Origin of the sequence: Myroides pelagicus (assembly GCF_009711055.1) — a bacterium.
In the GTDB taxonomy this organism is placed as follows: domain Bacteria; phylum Bacteroidota; class Bacteroidia; order Flavobacteriales; family Flavobacteriaceae; genus Flavobacterium; species Flavobacterium pelagicum.
Genome location: NZ_WMJY01000047.1, coordinates 1 through 19,736, shown reverse-complemented (window position 1 = coordinate 19,736; position 19,736 = coordinate 1). Strand labels below are relative to the sequence as shown.

At 34.7% G+C, this 19,736-nt stretch carries 12 protein-coding genes and 2 pseudogenes; 2 read left to right on the top strand and 12 right to left on the bottom strand.

Going from position 1 to position 19,736, the window contains the following annotated elements:
- Nucleotides 1-275: 275 nt before the first annotated feature.
- Genes GJV77_RS13540 through GJV77_RS13520 form a run of 5 tightly spaced genes read right to left on the bottom strand, consistent with a single transcriptional unit; the run spans nt 276 to nt 6,509 of the window.
- The gene (locus GJV77_RS13540) at nt 276-866 is read right to left on the bottom strand and encodes a calycin-like domain-containing protein (protein ID WP_155036874.1); all 591 of its coding nucleotides are present in this window, start codon (nt 864-866) and stop codon (nt 276-278) included.
- 51 nt (nt 867-917) lie between these two features.
- The gene (locus tag GJV77_RS13535; RefSeq protein WP_155036873.1) at nt 918-2,009 is read right to left on the bottom strand and encodes a DUF4903 family protein; all 1,092 of its coding nucleotides are present in this window, start codon (nt 2,007-2,009) and stop codon (nt 918-920) included.
- A 12-nt stretch (nt 2,010-2,021) separates the two neighbouring features.
- Nucleotides 2,022-3,515: a hypothetical protein gene (locus GJV77_RS13530; RefSeq protein WP_155036872.1), complete on the bottom strand. Its 1,494-nt coding sequence runs from the start codon at nt 3,513-3,515 to the stop codon at nt 2,022-2,024.
- Nucleotides 3,516-3,532: 17 nt separating this feature from the next.
- On the bottom strand, nt 3,533-4,249 hold the full coding sequence (locus GJV77_RS13525; RefSeq protein ID WP_240142884.1) for an HmuY family protein: 717 nt from the start codon (nt 4,247-4,249) through the stop codon (nt 3,533-3,535).
- A gap of 4 nt (nt 4,250-4,253) precedes the next feature.
- Nucleotides 4,254-6,509 carry a TonB-dependent receptor plug domain-containing protein gene (locus GJV77_RS13520; RefSeq protein WP_240142883.1) on the bottom strand — a complete coding sequence of 752 codons (2,256 nt, stop codon included), beginning with the start codon at nt 6,507-6,509 and terminating at the stop codon, nt 4,254-4,256.
- Between the two features lie 394 nt (nt 6,510-6,903).
- Here GJV77_RS13520 and GJV77_RS13515 point away from each other — a divergent pair, with 394 nt between their 5' ends.
- Nucleotides 6,904-8,124, top strand: a complete 1,221-nt coding sequence (locus tag GJV77_RS13515) for a hypothetical protein (protein WP_155036870.1) — start codon at nt 6,904-6,906, stop codon at nt 8,122-8,124.
- Between the two features lie 763 nt (nt 8,125-8,887).
- Here GJV77_RS13515 and GJV77_RS13505 read toward each other — a convergent pair.
- Nucleotides 8,888-9,226: pseudogene (locus GJV77_RS13505) on the bottom strand (IS4 family transposase); the annotation flags it as partial.
- 382 nt (nt 9,227-9,608) lie between these two features.
- Here GJV77_RS13505 and GJV77_RS13500 point away from each other — a divergent pair.
- Entirely contained in the window at nt 9,609-11,006 is a 1,398-nt protein-coding gene (locus GJV77_RS13500; protein WP_155036869.1) for a LuxR C-terminal-related transcriptional regulator, read from the top strand.
- 90 nt (nt 11,007-11,096) lie between these two features.
- Here GJV77_RS13500 and GJV77_RS13495 read toward each other — a convergent pair whose 3' ends face one another.
- The 6 genes and pseudogenes from GJV77_RS13495 to GJV77_RS14745 all read right to left on the bottom strand — a co-directional run.
- Nucleotides 11,097-13,013, bottom strand: a complete 1,917-nt coding sequence (locus GJV77_RS13495; protein WP_155036868.1) for an OmpA family protein — start codon at nt 13,011-13,013, stop codon at nt 11,097-11,099.
- Between the two features lie 12 nt (nt 13,014-13,025).
- Nucleotides 13,026-13,961 carry a PorP/SprF family type IX secretion system membrane protein gene (locus GJV77_RS13490; protein WP_155036867.1) on the bottom strand — a complete coding sequence of 312 codons (936 nt, stop codon included), beginning with the start codon at nt 13,959-13,961 and terminating at the stop codon, nt 13,026-13,028.
- 12 nt (nt 13,962-13,973) lie between these two features.
- Nucleotides 13,974-15,293, bottom strand: a complete 1,320-nt coding sequence (locus tag GJV77_RS13485) for a gliding motility-associated C-terminal domain-containing protein (protein ID WP_155036866.1) — start codon at nt 15,291-15,293, stop codon at nt 13,974-13,976.
- A 2-nt stretch (nt 15,294-15,295) separates the two neighbouring features.
- On the bottom strand, nt 15,296-17,875 hold the full coding sequence (locus tag GJV77_RS13480) for a hypothetical protein (protein ID WP_155036865.1): 2,580 nt from the start codon (nt 17,873-17,875) through the stop codon (nt 15,296-15,298).
- Nucleotides 17,876-17,879: 4 nt separating this feature from the next.
- Complete coding sequence (locus GJV77_RS13475; protein ID WP_155036864.1) at nt 17,880-18,368, bottom strand: hypothetical protein; 489 nt, start codon at nt 18,366-18,368, stop codon at nt 17,880-17,882.
- A gap of 17 nt (nt 18,369-18,385) precedes the next feature.
- A pseudogene (locus tag GJV77_RS14745) lies at nt 18,386-19,736 on the bottom strand (hypothetical protein); the annotation flags it as partial.

Sequence of the window (19,736 nt, the reverse complement as noted above, 5' to 3'; positions counted from 1 at the left end):
CCGAATACATGAAAGTAAATAGGTGCGAAACTTCAGTTACCTTATATGGGACTCAAAACATAACAAAAGCCTGCAAATTAATAAATTTGCAGGCTTTTGTATTTGAATTAGATCACTATTTATTTTAAAAGTGCTAAAAGTATGAATGTCTAATTCGGTGCATTATAGTGTTTTCTTACTGCTTCTTTCCATAATTATAAAGCTACCATTTTTAGAAAACACTAACTTAATTAACTAAACATAGCCTATATATTTTATAGTAATCTACTCTTATTTTATTTGGTTCCTGTAAAATCTACATCTGCATTGATTACCATTGGTCCCCAAGCGCTATTTGCAATAAAATTTAATTGCATTGTATAACTAGTGCCATTTTTGATAATCGTTGCATCCACATCAATATTCGAATTCACCCCTAGAACACTAAATCCATCAATTTGAGTACCTTGAAAATGGATTGTATTTCCACTCTCCGTGTAGGGAATATTTTCCATATCAATATTAATATTAGCAGGCATTTTTCCAACTTTAAAAGGTTCAATTTCCAATCCTATCGTTTGTGCAGCCTCATTTACTGTAATTGTAATGGTTTTATTTTGTACATCTGTATAATCACCAGGCCCTGATCCTGCAAGCATACTATTAATTACATACGTTCCAGTATAAACACCTGCATAATCGCCCGCCGAAAAGGTTGAAAAACGACTGTCACTCTTAATTCCATCTGTATGGAATAAATCATAGAAAAACGTCTTGTTTACTACTTGTTGGTCTTGTGTTTGTGTTTCATTATCGTCTGCACTACAAGAAGTAAATAGCAATACGCCCAAAAGCGAAAATGCCGAAATAAATTTGAATTTTTTCATAATATTATAGTTTTTAAGTAGTTAATAAAGACTATGTTTAGTTTTAAGTTCTTATCGATTACCTACATTGATTTTAAGTTTTAACCCTTGATTGAAACGAATTTCCATATCTGTCAATCGAAGTTTAGCATACTCATAAGAGTCTCCAAGCCAATCTGTAGAGCGCCAAGTACCAGTAAGTACTCCCCCTTCAATTTTATTTTGCCCTTCTATACTTACATACGCAATTTTTGGTTGGGTACCTTGCAGTAATTTGGTGTGTATAGGGGTCTTCCAGGTTGGATAAATTGGTGGGTCAGGGTTAAACAAAAACTGAATATCTCCTTCAAAAGCAAGGGTGTATTTTTTGCCAGCTAACTCAAAATCAACAGGGCCAATTTTACCATATGTCTGCTTAGGATTACGCGGATTATAACTAAAAGTGAGTGGAATATCCAAATTGATGCTGTTGTTATCTGTATCTGTCAGTACACCGTTAAACATTTGATTTGAAAAATTGAACATCTTATTACGAACCTTATCAATCTGGCGGTGCGTATCATAATAGCCATCGAGGAGCACTAAATATTGATCTAATGGATGTTCATCAAAGGTTTGGTCTGGAGAAATAGAAGTCACACTCATGAGTTTAAAGTTGATATCCATAAAAATCTCATTGCTATCTGGGTTGTAATAACCATTTACTTCTGCACTAGGACTTGAATCATATTGGATTCGCTCTCCTTGTTCATTGTAGATGTATGAGCCCGCTGTTGCTTTACTTGAACGCGTACCGAAATAAATCCAGTTTTTCTTTTCTGGGTAAGCATCTACATACTTGTTTATGATATCTAGTTTTCCACTGATTGTAGCCGCTAAGGGCATATTGCCAAACTGGAATTCAGGCATTTCGAAGTAAAGTTTATTCGGATCATTTTTGTCATAATTAAACTTAAATTTCACCGGCATTCCCTTTTCTCCTACAGTTCTCTCTCCATTGGAACGAAAAGCTCGGGTATAAATAATTACCTCTTTATTTTTAAACTTTTGTTCAAAAAGATTTTCTTTATCTTCTTCTAATTCCACTTCAGATTCTGAGGTGCTACACCCACCTAGAAATGTAAATACAGCTAGAAGAAAAATAATATATACGTTTTTTTTCATTGCTTATAGGAATTATAAAATGTTTCCATTTTTATCTATTTTTTGAGTATTATTCCATTTACCTGTTTCATCTAATCCACTATAATAGAAAGCTGCTTTAGGTGCTGAAGTTTCTACTTTATGCATTAATTCTATACTTTTTTCTCTGTGAACTGTAAGCATTACTTTATCAAAAGCGAGATTGAGGTTATGTTCAACTGCTGTTAGTGTTCTTGGAAATTGAACATTCCAAACAGGTAACCCTTTAAAATAAGAAGAACCCCAAAAAGCATTTAAATGGGAAAAATCAGCTTTTTGCAATTTAGGTAAATACATCAACTGAAGTTGGCCGGCTTGCATATCGGGTAATTTACTCTTTGGAACTATAATTTCTTCCAAATCCGGACAATTAGAAAGAACCAAATCAGACATGGTTAAAGCTCCTCCAACAAACCAATCTGCACTACTACTTAAATCAAGCGTTTTAAAACCAGACATAAACTCAAATTTTAAGCGCTTAAGAGAAGTACTGGTAATTTTCACTCCTTTAGCTATGTGAAAATTACGCATCCAAATCCAAGTCACTCCATTATCGGGGATTTTCAAATACTCAATAGTTGTGTTTTTCACTTGGTGATTGTTATTAATATCCACCCAACTAGCACCGTAATCCTTATGTTGAAGTACATATTGTATTCCTTCGTAGTTTTCAATTTTAGAAGTCATATACTGCTCATCAGTTTGTTCTAAATACAAATAGGTATTGTCATACGTAACTGGATCAATAGTTTTATCGTAATTTGGATCTTTTGAAGCTCTTAAATTAAAGTATAATCCCAAATGAAATTCTGCTGTATTTTCTGGTATACGCATGGGAGTGGCTATATCTAACTTACTTCCTGCATTTGGAAATAAAGAAGGAAATGTCTCTTGCATATAAGTTCTCAAGATAGGATCTGGAATTTCTCTTAAGGTAGTATAAGTTTTTAATTCCCCTTTTTCCACCATTTTCATCTCTACTGTACCCTTCTCCAATGCCTCTTTGTTTTCTTTGTAAAAAGTGAGGATTTCCTCCATGTTAAATTTAGCTTGTTCAGGTAAATACAATTTTTGAATTTTAAGCGCATTCATATTATAAAATTCATATAACACATTACCTTGCAATTCAATAGCTGTCACTTTAGTAGGCAAAGCAGTAAAGTCAAATTCCATATCAAACTTGTTGTCTGCTAGTTTTATTTCCTCTAAATGTTCAAAAGCTTTGATTCCTTCTAAATCACTAATTTGCTTACCTGTTAAATTCAAACTTTTGGTATCTAGGACTTTTTGGTCTATTTTTAAAGCATTCCCTTCAAACCCATACCCTTGTTCTTTTAAAGCAGAAATCAGATTATTATCTTTGATAACCTGAGTACCAACAGGATTTTCAGGATCAACAATAATCACCGTATCGTCACTTGAGGAACAAGAAACAAGCTGTGTCACTAAAAAGACAAGCGTTGTAAAACGTAAAATTCTTTGATTCATGATTGTTAATTATTAGTTTAAAAAATTTCATCACATTTATAACTGATTAATCCTCCGCTTTCTCCTATCTCTAGTTCTGGATTATACCAGCTTATAATAAGTAGTTTAAAAAATCGATTCCCTTCTGCACTTCGAATGATATACACGTGAAAGGATGGTTGATAAGACGGAGGTGGCCCAGAGAATCGCAAGGCGTTTGCCAATAATAAATTGGCGGTAGATTTCATTTGTTTAGGACCATTATTAGGATCAAACCAAGGGTCTGTATTTCCTGTTTTACTACTCTCTAAAATCCATTGTTCTTGACTCATGGTAATACTTATTACAGTATCTGTCACAAATAGGGCTTGTTTGGGTATTTGGCTAATAGACGTTATGCTTTCATAAGAAACAGCTCCCATATCATAGGCTCCACCCTGTCCCTTTCCGCTTAAACCACTATTGGTTCGAATATTAAAGCGATTAAAAGCGATATCCCAGTCAAGGCGATCTTTTTGTTCTCCTTCAACAATTGGACGATCCGCAGATCGAAAAAGCGAATCTCCAGAAGAAAAGGGATTTAAAAATTTATCTTCTCTAAGGTTATAGTATAACCAATCGTTGCTATATTCTGTAAGTCGCGGAAGGTTTTTTCCATCATAAGGCAACGCATCATACTCCACACAGCCCATAGGCACAAAAGCAAGAGTCAGAAATAAAACGAATGGCGTAATTGAATCTAAGTACTTTTTCATGGCTTTAAAATTTATATTCTACTTGAACAAACCATCTTCTTCCTGGTGTTGCTGGAATATTAAACATGGCTACGCCAGCCCCTAACAAGGAGGGTTTATAATTGAAAACATTATCTACTCCCAACGTTAATTTATAGTGCTTGTAAAAGGTTTGATTCACAACTAAATTGGACATCGTATACGTTGGGAGGTCCACTTCAAAGTAGGCATCTTGAGCTTTGCCATTAATCATCAATTTATCTTGTACATTGAACTTTTTAGCGCCAATAATATTGGTGTTTATACCTGCTCTTAAATCATAGTTGAGTCGTGAAAAATTGTATTCGATTTGAATATTGGCATTATGTGGAGAGGCTGTATTGAGTTGAACGCCTTTTGTTTTGCTAACCTTTACATAAGAGTAAGACCAATTTACATTGAAATTAGGGTTGATTTTAACTTTCCCTAAAACATCAAATCCCCTAAGGTTACTCGTATTTAAATTTTGATATTCAAAATTGTATTGAAATTCAAATACACGCCAAACTCCTTCTATTTTATCCTTAAAATAATTGGTATAGGCATTAAAGTTGACAAACAAACTACTGTTCTGAAACTCAGTAGAAAAAGAGAAATACGTATTCTTCTCCGGTTTTAAATCTGGATTACCTACAATTTGAAACATGCCCAGATGATCCCAATCAAAAAACTTCTCTTTAATTGTCGGTATACGATAGCCTTTGGCGTAAGTAAATCTAAAGGAGAATTGTTCTTTTAAATCATACTTAACCGAAAATTTAGGTGAAACATTGGTTCCAAATAGTTCATTGTAAGAGGACCGAATTCCGAGGGCAATTTTAGTGCGTTCGATCCCCGAATACTCCTCTTGAACAAAAGCCTCAATCTCTTTTGATTCTCTTTCTGTTAGTGTCCCTTCTCGACCAAATCTATCGCTAATTAGTTTTTCCTCATTTTGCTCTACTCCAAGCGTTAGCTCATGTTGTTCAAAATAAGTAGACACAAATTTTAATCTTGGTTGAACTAATTTAGAATCATATAGTTTTTTTCTTTCGTCAATGCGTTCATGTCTTTTAAATCGCTTATAATTATCCACATGCACACTCGCAGACAACTCTCCTATATTTTTAATTTTGTATTTCATTTTAAATCCTCCTGAAAAATCCTCTGTTTGATTAAATATCAAGTCTTGAATTAGATCATAGGAGTTCATAAAAAAATACGTCCCATACGCTTGAAAGTGGAGATTGTCATTTACATCATAATAAACTTTCTGTGAAACATTTACGAACTCATCCCCTTCTATTCCCAAAGGAGGGCGTTCTATAAAGCTCGTAATTACCGTATCGCGTAGTAAACCTATTGTAGGGTTTTTGCGAAATGTCTTTTTATCATACCCTGATTGGAATAAATAGTATGCATCTGTGCTAGTATATTGAACATCTGTTTGCAAGGTTACTTTACCTAAATTGCTTCCCATAGATAACCACCCTTGCAAATTAGGTCGATCTACATTTTTTTCAAACATGTATAAAAAATCAGATTTTTTAGGATTTTTATAGTTTCTTTGATTCATTTCTCCATATCGCACACCTGCTGTTAAGGCAAACTTTTGATCCGTCTTTTTGGTAATTAAATTAATAACAGCACCAGAAGCCATTGAGCCATATAAGATTGAAGATGCTCCTTTTATAATTTCAATGTGATCTACAGAATGAATATTGAAACGCTGATAATCAAGGTTTCCCGCCATTTCACCAGTTAATTTTTCTCCATCAATGAGAAATAAAATATTTCGAGCGTCTAGTCCACCAACATTCACATCAGTTCCAAAACCTACCTTTTGAAAATTCATTCCTGGAATCTCACTCATTAAAGCATCTTGTATTCCTGTAAAACCAGATTCTGAAAGTTTTGCTCCAGAAATAACCTGAACTAATACTGAAGAATCTTTTGTTCTTTTAAGGTTTGTATTTGAGGTTGTGATTAAAATATCATCCATCACTTCATTCCCCGTTTTTAGCTGAACCAATTTAAAATCTTGATTTGAGGCTAAAACGGTTGTCGTAAACTGATATTGAAATGCCTCAATGTACAAAGTGAGGTCTCCCATCTCCGTTACTAAAACCTCACCGTTTTCGTTTGAATAAAAAATTTGGTCCCCTTTATTTAGTAAAACAACTTTTGCTCCCGGAATTACATCACTTGTTTGTTCATCTACAATATGAATTACTCTTTGTTGTGCATAGACATTAAATCCCATGCATAAGATACATGTAAACAATAAAAGTCTTAGATTAATCCTAAACATAGTCTTACTTATAATTGATAATCAAAAAATTAACTGACACAAATATATTTTATTATTTGTATTTAATCTAAATAAATATAATTTATATGTAGATTGGAATTATTTAACATTTAAGTTAATTTTTAAACTAACCAAATAAGTATTATTATGTGTTTTAAATTATTTTATCTTAAATTCAATGTATTAAATATTGTTTTATAATAAAAAACATAACCAAACTAATTTATTTCACTTTTTTTCAAGTAGAATATTCACTTATATTTACATGCAAATAAGTATTACTGCTAGATTAGCATCTCCTCATTTAATTTAATAATGTACTGTTTACTATTAGATTTCTATTTTTATGAAACCAATTTATATTGCTATTAGTTTAGCCAATTTTTTCATAGCCTCTTGTTTTGGACTCGTATTAAGATCAGCTTTTGTTTATCCCGAAGTGAATGCTTATTTTACTTATTCTTATTTACTACATACACATTCCCATCTGGCAATGCTAGGTTGGCTTTATATGCTTGTATTTATTTTATTTGTTCAGTTTTTTGCCATTCATACTAGAAAAGAACAAAGATTTTATAACCGTTTATTCTGGCTTACACAAGTTTCTGTTATAGGAATGATGTTAACCTTTCCTTTACAAGGTTATGCGGCACCTTCTATTGCGTTCTCTACTCTACATATCTTGTGTTCCTACGCTTTAGGTTATCGTTTATGGAAGTACAATACAATAGGAAATCCGCAAACTAGAAGACTTTTAAAAACGGCCATTATTTGTCTTTTTTTATCCACACTAGGCGCTTGGTCTTTAGGACCTATAGGTGGAATATTAGGAAAAACCAGTGTTTATTTTCAACTTTGTATTCAGTTTTTCTTGCATTTTCAACTGAACGGATGGTTTCTTACAGCTTTCATCACCTTGTTTTTTCATTATTTTTTCAGCAAGAAAACCATCCCCTATTTTACTTCTTTTTATGGGTTTTGGGTGCTGTCGATGGTATTTACCTTTGGATTAGTGTTTGCCTGGTACTTGGACATTCCTCTCATTTTTAAAATCAATACCATAGGCGTAATTGCTCAATTCCTTGCCTTTGGTATATTGGGGTGTTCCGTTTGGAACATGATTCAACTAAAACAATCTCTTTCATTAAGTACATGGTGGTTAATATTGGCTTTTAGCTGTTTATTCTTTCGAATTTTAGCTCAATTGAGTACGGTTGTAGAATCAATTGCAGTACCAACCCAAGCGATTCGCAGTTGGATTATCGGTTTTATTCATTTGAATATGCTGGGTATAATGACTGGATTTGGGATTTGGCTGTTGATTCAACTAGAGCAAATTAAAGTAAATGGAGGATTAAAACTAGCTACTATATGTTTGCTTGGTGCATTTGCTAGCACGCAATTTGTATTATTACTACAAGGACTTAAAATAGCTACCAGTGCATCTTTTGTTTTCCGGGAACATACCTGGTTGTTTGTTTGTTCCATTGGTTTTCCTTTAGGAATTCTTCTTTTGTTATTTACTACTGCTATGAAATCAAAAGAAGGAAAAATATTTGCATCATAAATCATTAAAGAAAAAGATGTCTAATTAGGTACGCTATCTCACAAAAATCTTTTTCTTCTTCTTTTCATCCTTTTCTCAAAACTTAATTCTTCATAATCTATCTCCTGGTTATTGTTTAAAAGATTAAACAATGACACAAACTCATCATTATTAAAATCGGTAGTGTCAAGATATAAATGCTCAAATATTGGATGTAACTCGTCTGATTCATTAGTATTAGTCTGTTGAGAAGATATTAAAATTGAACGAGAATAATCTTCTGTACTACTCCATTTTTGACTTAGTATATTAGCTGATAACTCTTTACTTAAATCAGAGNTATTAGCTGATAACTCTTTACTTAAATCAGAGCCTTTATAGACACTTTTTGAGTTGTGATCGATAAAAGTTACACCATAGATTCGATTGTCTTTGTTTTGGAAGATAATAACGTTTATTCCATGACTTAAAAGTTCTTCTTTAAATTCTTGTAATGACTTTGTTGTATTCAATGCTATTTCTATAGTATGTTTTAGATTAACTTTATTAGATATGGGTTTAAATTTTTCTTTTGAAACATTAAAATGTTTTTCTAACTCTTGATAACCTGCAATCTTTCCAAAATGGGAAGCCTTAAAAGAATTACTTACCTTCTCCCCTTTTTCATTTATGGCAAAGTAGACTAAACCTTGTTTTGTTTGTCCATTGTAAGAAGCTTCCACCTTTTCTGCTCTGATATTAAAAAGTGATAATAAAGCATCTCAAGTTTCGCACTGATTTCCTTTCACGTATTAGTCTGATATTTAAAGTTGTAATTATTGGACAAAAGTCCCAAAGATTCGATATTATCAATTATTCTAGTTGTAATATCATGAATATCAATAGACTCTACCAATTTTTCCAAAACATCAAGTACTAAGGTTACTACAGCTAATAATCTAACGTTCAATTTGTTTTCAATGTAATCCTGTTTGAGGTCTTTAAATAGACCTCCAATAGTTTCATAAGCCTCCATTGTATAACGGATACTTATGAGCAAATACTGTACAAATACAATAGTTGTTTGGGCTATCTGAACATCAAAGTTTGTGGATTGAGCTTTACCAAGTCCATACCTATATTTTTACACTATAATTAAAATAAATTAATTCTTAAATAAAAGTAAAAATAAATTATAAAACAACATACTAATTAACTCAATATGAACTATTTATTAGTGATCCCATCTATATAAAGTTAAACTAAAAAAAAACGCTATGATAAATAACTCCAAACAACACAAAATGACAAAACAAGTCAATAAACTTGTCTTTTAATTCAATACCTCCTTAATTAATAGATATAAATTAATATCTTAACGAAGCTACATAAACAACACAATTAAATTAACAACTAAAATCTCTTTTTTCAATTTATCAATTCTAAAAAAGCTATTTACCCTCATAATTAACTAAAAAATTATAAAAAAATGTTACTTTTGTGAAACCTTATTTAACATTTTAGAAATGGATTTTTTTCAGTTCAAGAAATTAGCTAAGGTGTTGGTTATAATTGGATGTTGTTTTTTCATTTCGCAAGCCTATGCGAAAATCCCTGAGCATTTTCAACAACAAATTGAAACGCTTAGCTACAGACCTTTAAACAACACTGGAAACTTACAAATTGCCACCGACTCATTAAACAATACTTGGTTAAAAGGTCAATTAGACAAAAGCTATTTATATGCACCAGTTGTGCTATACATTCCTAATGCGCATATTTTTGCCTATGATTTGTATATCTATAACTTTGATCGCTTGCATTTAGTAGATCCAAACTTAGACAGTCAGGACAACCCTATCAAAGGTCGATACGCTCAACACTATATCGTCACTGATAACCAAACCTACTACATCAATCTATATCAAGCACCTACGGACAATTTGCGTATCATCGCTACCGAACGTAGTCAGTTTGGCGTAATGGAGGCTAAACAGCTACTCTTTATAGGTCTATACTACGGGATTTCGGTAATTTCAATACTGATTAACCTAATTTTTTATATCATATTTAAAGACAAGCGTTTTATAACCTACTGCTTGTTACAGATTTGTATATTCATTTCTTTGTTTTATGAGGACGGTATGTTTTATTACCTATCAAATGGAAGCTTGCAAATGAAGTATTTACTGGTATGGAATATTCCGATCACCTCATTTCTTGCCTGCCTGTTCACTGGTTATTTCCTAGACATCAAAGCATTTTTTGTACAATACAAAATCATGTTTATAGCACTTTTTTCTGCTAGCTTTTTGTCAAGTTTAATTTTTATGTTCTACCCTGATAAACTCTTGTTGAACCTAACTACAATTTTGAGTTTTATAGGACCGATATTCTGTTTAATTATAGCAGCTACACAGTTTAGAAAAAATGTGTATGCGCGTTTTCTATTATCCTCCTTTGGGATAATTGTTATTTTTGGAATCGGTTATACATTCTATTTAAATCTCAGCGCTCAAGAGCTTAGTTATTTCGATATTAATGCTTTTCGTTTAGTTAGCGCCTTGGAAATCATTATCATTACTTTTGCCATTATTTACAAAGTAAAAAACATACAAGATCAAAATCATAAGTATCGAGCGGAAATAGAATCCTACCTAACCAACCAGAAGTCACTTAAGAATACCGCTGATGCTAAAAAAGACATCAGTATGCTTGATATCTTAAGAATTCAGTATGACCTTACCCCTAGAGAGGCAGAAGTGTTGACTTGTATTTGGAAGAACATGAGCAATAACCAGATATCCGAACACTTATTCATATCGGTTAGCACAGTAAAATATCACGTTAGTAAATTGTATACTAAACTGGAAATTAACTCCCGAAATCAAGCCATGAATCTACGCAAAGATGCTAAATATTAAAAAAGAGTGCTTTTTAGGGCACTCTTTTCATTTGTTTTAAGGCCTTGTGCAAAGATTTAAAAACACTGTCATTAAAGACACACTCACACCTTAATTTTCAATTATTTTAAACTCACCACGTCTGTTCAGCGCGTGTTCACTAGCCTTACATGGTTTACTACCATCACAATCGTTTAGCAACTGAGATTCCCCCATTGCTTTGGTTTTTACCCTATGAGCCTCAATACCTCGATTCGTAAACCAAGTGGCTGCTTTTTTAGCTCTTCGATCCGATAAACCAATATTGTAAGCCTTACTACCTCTACTATCAGTATGCGCCTCTATCACAATACTAATCTCTGGGTAAGTCTCCAATAAAGTTTTTATTTGTTCTAAGACAACTTCATCATCTTCTCGAATACCCGATTTGTCAAATCCAAAATAAATCGGATCAAACCTAAGGTCCTCCCACGGTTTTTTTATTATGATTTTGGTCAAATGAATATCCTTATCAACAATCGGATTAACCTTATCAATGCTAATCTGTAAAATCTCAGAATTATACCCCTCAGCGCTAACATTTACCCAATAGGTCTGACCGCAGTTTACATCTTCCGTAGAGAACTCCCCTAGGTCGTTGGCTTGTATTTCGCCAACCTTTACTTTACTATTATCTAATAATTCTAAAGTACCATTACCTATCCCAGAAAGACTCTGCTTATCCAGTAAAGCTCCCTTAAACATAGCTGAGCATATACTAAAATAATACACATTGTCAAGGCCTAACTCACTCGGTCTATTTGAGCTTAGATAACCTGTGCTTTTTGAAGTCTGATAATAAGCAAAGTCATCAAATTCACTGTTGAATTGTTCACCTAGGTTTACCACCTTAGCCAACTGATCAGTTACTTGACTCAAGTTCTCAACTTTAAAGATATCTAAACCTCCAAAGCCTAGTCGAGCATCTGAAGAGAAGTACAAGTTCTCTGCCTCTACATAGGGATAAGTCTCCCTTCCCGAAGTATTAATAGCTCCACCTAGATTAGCAACTTCTCCAGTTGGTGTTAGATTCTCCAGTGCGACCTTGTAGATATCTGATTGCCCATATCCACCAGGTCTATCACTAGAAAAATACAAATATTGTTGATTACTAGACAAACTAGGATGAGCTGTATTAAAATCATCTGAATTGATCGATAATTCCTCTACTTTTCCCCACATGCCGTCTCCTAGTTTGCTAGCCTTATAAACCTTCAATACGGCACTATTGTTTTTGTTATAGCGCTTTTTACCCTTTTCACGCCTGTTATTAGCTGTAAAAAACATGACCTGACCATCTTTTGAAAAGACAGCCGAAGAATAGTTGATTGTACTGAGCTCGCCTTCTATCGTCAAAGCCGTTACTTGCGACTGATCAGCTAAGCTCGCCTTATACAAACTCGTGTACGGCTGATTAGTCCAAGGATCAATCTCTTTGGCCTGCTTGGACAATTGTCTAGAAGAAGTAAATACCACTTGCCCCTCTACCACGGCAGTACCATAGTCGGACTCCTGAGAGTTAAAGCTTGACGGTGTTAGCTCAACTGGTTTTTTAAACTCTTTATCTAGCACCAAGCCCATCTTATAATACTTCGCCTCTTGCTCTGTAGCAAACTCCTGAATCCACTGATTCAGATAAGTAGTCGCCTTGTCTTGCTGTCCCACAGCTTTTAATGTTTGAGCGTAGCGGAAGTAATGCTCCGGCTCAGCTGTTTGATCATTAAGCTCACTAAAGTACTTATCATACCAAGTAAAGGCATCAGCTAATTTGGCATTAAAGTAATACGCATCAGCAAGTTTAACATACACTAAGGCATTGCCTCTTCCTTTTTCGATAATGTTCTGATAGGTATCTATCGCCTTGCTATAGGCAAATTGTTCTGTTTGCCTTTCAGCCTTTTTCTCTTGTCTAATCTGACTATATCCATCGGTAAGCTGTCCTAAAAAAAGCAGTGTCCCTAATCCTATAGTAAATAGTTTTCTGTTCATGATACTTCCTTTTTAAAAGAACCTAGGCGTATGGGTACGCTTTAGTTTGTTAAACAAATCAAACTTCAAAAAGACCTCATGAGACCCGTTGTTATAACGAGCCAACTCTGTCGTATCCATATCATAAGCATAACCGACAAAAAGACCTTTAGCCACCTGAAATCCTGCTAAGGCACTCAAGGAGGCATCCCATCTGTAAGCTACCCCTAGAGTTAGCTTTTCTTTAACTAATGTATTTAATGATACATCTGCCTGCAGTGGTGCTCCCTGTACAGCCTTAACTAAGAGCGCTGGTTTTAATTTAACCGATTCGTGAATGTCAAATACATAACCAGCTGTAAGATAATAGTGCATCTTTTGTTTCATAGTACTCACCACATTATCGTCATAACGTGTGGTGGTTAATAAATTAGGAATCGAAAAACCGACATAAGCTTTATCGGAATACAAAAATACCCCTGTACCAATGTTTGGCGTAAAGCTATTGTCAATGTTCTTCTGTGTCACAGGATCTGTTGTGTTAAATACATGTAATCGACTGTAATCAACATCTAATAGATTCCCTGACCCCTTAATACCAAAGGCTAATTGATAATCGTGGTTCAGATATACTGAATAAGAGACATCAATTGAAAAAGTATTGTCTATCATCGCTCCTAATTGATCATTTTTAAAATGAACACCCACTCCTAATCCTGTCTCGCCAATTGGAGAAGTTACCGAGAAGTTAGCCGTCTTGGGAGAACCTTCTAGTCCTACCCATTGGGTTCTATACTGCCCATATATAGATAAGGTTTGCAAACTACCTGAATAAGCAGGGTTTATATTAGCATGATTGTACATATACTGAGTATATTGTGGATCTTGCTGAGCATAAACACCAAAGGAAACTCCCAGGCCAATCAAAGCGCAAACACTCCATTTTTTTAAACTATTATATCGTTTCATCTGCTAATAAAATTATGGGGTATCTAAATGTAGATAACCTGATTTCTTAATCGTTCTTGATCCTTTCTCGTCATTGATTTCATATACTATGATATAGTAGTAGGTACCCGATGGCAAAGGCTCATCTTTATTCACCACTACTCTACCTTTGGCATAACCATCAAATACATTCACTGTACCATAGCCCTGAGCATCGTAATTCGAGGTCTCAAACACTCTAGTTCCCCAGCGATTGTAAATCTCAACGGTATTGTTTGGATAGCGGGAGATGTTATCAATCACGAAATAGTCATTCTTTCCATCGCCATTTGGTGATACTAAATTGTATATAGCAATGTCTACATCGATGATCCAGTCCTCTTTAATCGTTGCCAAGGTGAAAAAACCATATCTATCAACTGTAGTAGGTGTGGTTACTTTCTTATTAACCATATCGACAATTCCACCTTCGTCAATCCACAACTCGTGTATCTCATCCCAACGCACAATGCGCAAATTTTTCTCAGGAGTACCTAATACATCTTTAGAAGTAGTATCATCATGCCAACCTAGGGTTAAGATAATATCTGTCGATGTGTTGACTCCACGCTCTACAAGCCAATACTCGTTTTTGTTAAGGATGTCAATAGCCCCTGAAAGGACAGTACGCGCCTCAAAAAAACCTTTGTCGTCATAAACATATTTACTCACAAAAGTATCCTCATCGTTTTGAGCAGAAGAAATAGTCGCGGGACGGTAAAACCCTCCATCACCTTGAGGGAAATCAAAGTCCTCCCTACCTACTTTTTCCATCAGCCCCTGAATATGACTATCATCACTTGCATTAGCAGCCGTAGCCCCAGGTAAGAAACTGATCATCCCTTTGGACATTCTTGTTAGTGTATTAGGCGCATCATTGATTTTGATAACACCTTTTTTCATATTTGCTTGCCCTTGTAAGTCAATATTTGTACTCACATCAAAAGACATTTCTTTCTTTGGGTTATCAAAAGTGATATCATAAAAACTACTAAGTCCATTACCTGATAATATCAGTGCCTCCTTGGTATCGTCTGCCATACTAAAAAGTGTCTTACTACTGGTCTTTCCATTGGTAATTCCATAGACTCCATCATTGTGAAAATTACTTTGGTAGCTGATTTGCCCATCCGATATAAAATGAGCCGTACCTAGATTTGAAAAGTCATATCCTGTACTTAAAATTCCATCAGCCCCCACACTAACATTCCCACCATTTACCAATAGCTCAGCACTTGTATTTTGAGCACTTACAGTTGCCATTCCTACTAGAGGAATGAACAACTTTAAGTAAAATCTTACTATATTTTCCATAATTAGTTACTAATTGATTTACCTGCCTTACTAGGCAAAGTAGGGTTACTAATTGCATTACATGCTTTGATAGAAATCTGCATTTTGTATGAATAGTTCACACATCCCTTATCATTTATAATCTTAACCCGAATATGTACTTTATCAATTGACGAATTAGCGTGAGAGATAACAAGCTGCGTGTCTTGTGGCAATAGTACATCTCCATTAAAACTAGTTGGCTGTAAATCACTCCAAACTAACTGATTACTATCCAAAGCATACTGCCAAACCAAGGTTTGTCCAGGTAAAAGATTATAGCTATATACCCCATCAGCATTAGGGCATAACTCCCAAAAATCACTTAAATCATCTACTAGTGGTAACTCATTAATAGTAATGGTAAAGGCTACTCTTTGGCCAAAACAACTTCCATTAGCTCCTATATTTCCTTCAGCTACATAATAAGTATACACTCCAGGTTCTGTAGGATTCGGCACACTTGCTAGTGGTAACTCACTAGTAGGACTATCAAAATAATACAGCTCTAGACCAGCCTGGGCACCTTGGTTAGATAATGCTGCTGGTATGGTATACGGTGTGTGATAGCAAACTTCAATATCACTAACTGTTGGCTGAGTCGTAACAATCTCTAAAAACGTAGTTAATCGCAGATAACAACTCTCTGTCATTCCAGGTAGGATAGCATAGTACATAGTCGACTGTGTATCTACTGGAAAATCTCCAGTAACTAGTGAGGTTTCATATCCAGGCATTGATGGCTCTTGACTATAAAACTTAGTTCCTTTAGGATACTCATTAGCAATAGTATTGCGCTCGATAAAAGTGATAGAAGGATCACAATAAACTTTAAACTCTCTAGCGCCTTCTGGTGAAAGTGACGGACAATTAGCTAAAAAGTCATTAGTCAAAGTAATATTTAAATTCAAGTCGTCGTATTGAGCTGCTGAACACACCCCTTGTGTATATCCTCTAACTAAAGATATATCAAAATCATGTCCTGACAGCTCACCTTTACCTGTAACTTTTCCATTAACTCCAGAGGTTAAAATACAGTCTGAAACCGAACTGGTCAGTAAAGTACAATCATTACTTACTTGCAAACTATAATTAATTCTACCATGAATTTCTTCTAATTCACCGACAGTTAACTTTCGGTCAAATACCCAAGTAATTTTACCACCAGCCGTCAAATTAGGATTCGTTGAAGCAGGGTGAGACCAAACAGCTGTCCCCTTCACTGGAAAGGATTGATCAATACTCGCTGACACAAAATGCATCGTCGAAGGAATACTAATCTCCAAAGCTCCATCTAAAATAGCCTCACTTCCTTTATTTTTTAGGTCAATTTGAAAATCAATGATATCTTCTGGAAAAACCTCTGAACCATGTGAAATATTTGGTGTAGTCACCTTATTCTCAGCCTCCACTAATGGAACATAGGCATCAACAGCAAAAACAATATTGTAAATAGCGAAGGTATCACCTGCCGTACCATATTTAAAACTAGTAGAAGTTTGACTATTGTTAATCAATCGATTATTGGTATTATCTAGATCAAACATGGCAATATCAAAACCATAATTATTTAAATAATTAGGATTTTTAGTATTTGGGGTTATTAAGACAGAAGAATTAAAAAAGTTATTGGTTTGATTTGTTCCATGTCTTAGAGTTTCCCAATTCGTTGATACTCGCTTTTTAATAGCAAAGTAATCTCCTGTTATATCTTGATCCCCTTCACCAGCCATCATTCCCATTTTGATATTGATATTACCACTTTGAGCTGCTCTAAAACCTGATACATTTAAGATTCCAGACTGGGCATTATCATTTCCACTTGCATTTAAAACACTAAAACCATCATAGACAGTAATATCTCTCCATTTCATAAGTGGGTTTTCGTAGATAACTACCATACCCCATCCTCCATATAAACCGGTATTATCGATTTCACCTGGTCTAGTTGCTATATCCGCTACACTATAAGTTCCCCAAGCATTACTTCCTAAAGTCAAGATCTTATCTGTAATATCAATATAAGAAGAATAAATACCTCGAGAATCAGAATCTCCTCTATATATCCATTCCGCAGTTAATTCTTGATAAGAGGTAGATCCTGGTAATCTCAGTTTAACCTTATCTTTGCGTAAGCCATTACTCAATACATTACTATTGGTATTATCCCCTCTTCCAGACCAATACAGTCCAACATAAACAATTTTTGTACACGAAGAGTCAAACCCTGCAGGATGTACTAAGGTTGCTGAAGATGAATTACGTATACTTGACGGATCTCCAGTAAGCTTATAAAAAGCCATATTTGTATTAACATTCGAATCACCAGGACTTCCTGATGACCAAAGTCTTTTATCAAATAAATTCGCATTACCTATCATAGTGAAGTCACCGCGAAGATTGTAAATCTCTTGATTCTTATAAGGCTCAGGTGCCTTAATCGAAGTACGCAAGCTAAAAGGTACTTTATTACTCTGACCATAAACTTTGTTTACCACAAACAGAAGCAATAGTATTGAGAAGATAAAGACTACCTTATGTTTAATAAATTCTATTGTTCTCATGGCATTAATTTTTTGGTTCTAAAAGATGACCTATAATTTTAAGTTCATTCCCCTTTGATTGGTTAAGCTTCTGAAAATCACTAAAAATTTGATTCCAATCACTAACGTTATAATATTTAACAACTATGTATTCTAGACTTGTATACATCGATAAATCTTGCTGAGCACTACCGATTAATTCACTTGGATCCAAGTCTATTACAATTAATTTATAATCTGCTGCTTGTTTAAGGAAATCCGGATTATCTTTTATCAGATCAATCGAAAAATACCCTTGCGTAAATAGCGTAGTATTTTTATCAGTATTTACAAACAAGCCATCGTCATACAACATACTAAAAGGTTGCTGAGCTGTACTTCTGGATTCAATATCATTAAATTCACTTTCTGGCAAAACCTCTTTGGCTTCTTGCCAAGTCAGGCTTTTTATCTGTTGAGCCATTGCATTAAAACTAAAAACACAAAGACACACTATTAAAATCTTTACTCTCATGTTTATTTGTTTTAAGGTTAGCGTACAGTAAACACTATATTCATAAATGACCCCGTTGTCACATTAGCCGTTGGTGTCACCTCATAGGTAAGAATACCCTCTTCGCTTAATGTTAGATTAGTAAATACACTAGCATCTACATAGGTCACAAAGAAGTTTAACTTATCTGCCTCTAATGTTGGCAATGCTGCACTTGGGTTACTCGCGACCACCGGCGTGGTGAACTGAGCCTGATAAATAGCATGTAAATCCACTGTACCCATACGCGTAGCATTGTCAAAGCTTACTCCTCCTTGACTAGTCTGTCCTTCTGCTGTAGGCATTAATATTGACGGCATATAGAAGAATTTCGGCATCGCAGACTGCACATCTACAGTATAAGTAGTCACTTTATCCACAACCACAGGTGTAACTATCGCATCACCACTACCCTGAACCACAGTTGTTTTTTGATTTTCTTGAACTACAGAAGCCTGTGTAGACCACTGAGCCTCTCCTGTATCACCTGTTACTAATACTTCTTTAGGTCCTGCATTTGCAATATCTTCTGCAAGGATTGTTCTGTCTAATATTTTATCAGAATTAACTGCACCTGTATTAATATCAATAGTCACTTCTTTTAATAAGGCTGTCGAAGCATCAGCAGATAGAGATAAATCAGTTGATTTAAGCGCTTTACCATTCAGTACTTTAGTAACATCTACCTCAGGGGTTTTCGCTTCCCATTGATTCGCTACTTCATTATAGGTTAGCACTTGTTTATCTGTTGGCGAGACAGCACTAACCGCTTTTGTTTGCAGTCCTACTACTTTGGTATTTGATAGAGTTCCTGTAACATCACCAGCGACATTCGCTGTAGTCGGATCTAAAGCTACAAGGTAAGTCGTCGTATCATCAACTACAGTGTTTGTAACCTCAATTCCACTACCTTGATCAACAACAGTATTTAACTGTCCTTGTTGAATAGCACCTTTTAAATCCACAGCTGTAGAAGCGACTGTATTAACCAGAGTCACTAAACTTGTTCCTGTTACGCTATTTTCAACAGTTCCGATTAGTTCTGCTGTATCAACGACATTACTTACATTACTTGTAATTGTATTTCCTGTTACAGTAAGTTCATTTGTGATAGGTTCTATCACTGGTTGTGGTACCCACTCTACTGTTCCAGCACCATTTGTAACTAACATGGTTTGATCAAGTCCTGGAGTAATTGACAAACCTACATCTTTTAATGATGAACCCTCCCCGCCTGTTACAGTAATCCCTGTTCCTGTAATATTCTTGGTTGAAACGACATTCTGATCAGTTAAGTTTACCGATGACGCTATTCCATCAACTGTACTTGTTAATTCATTAGCGTTTAAT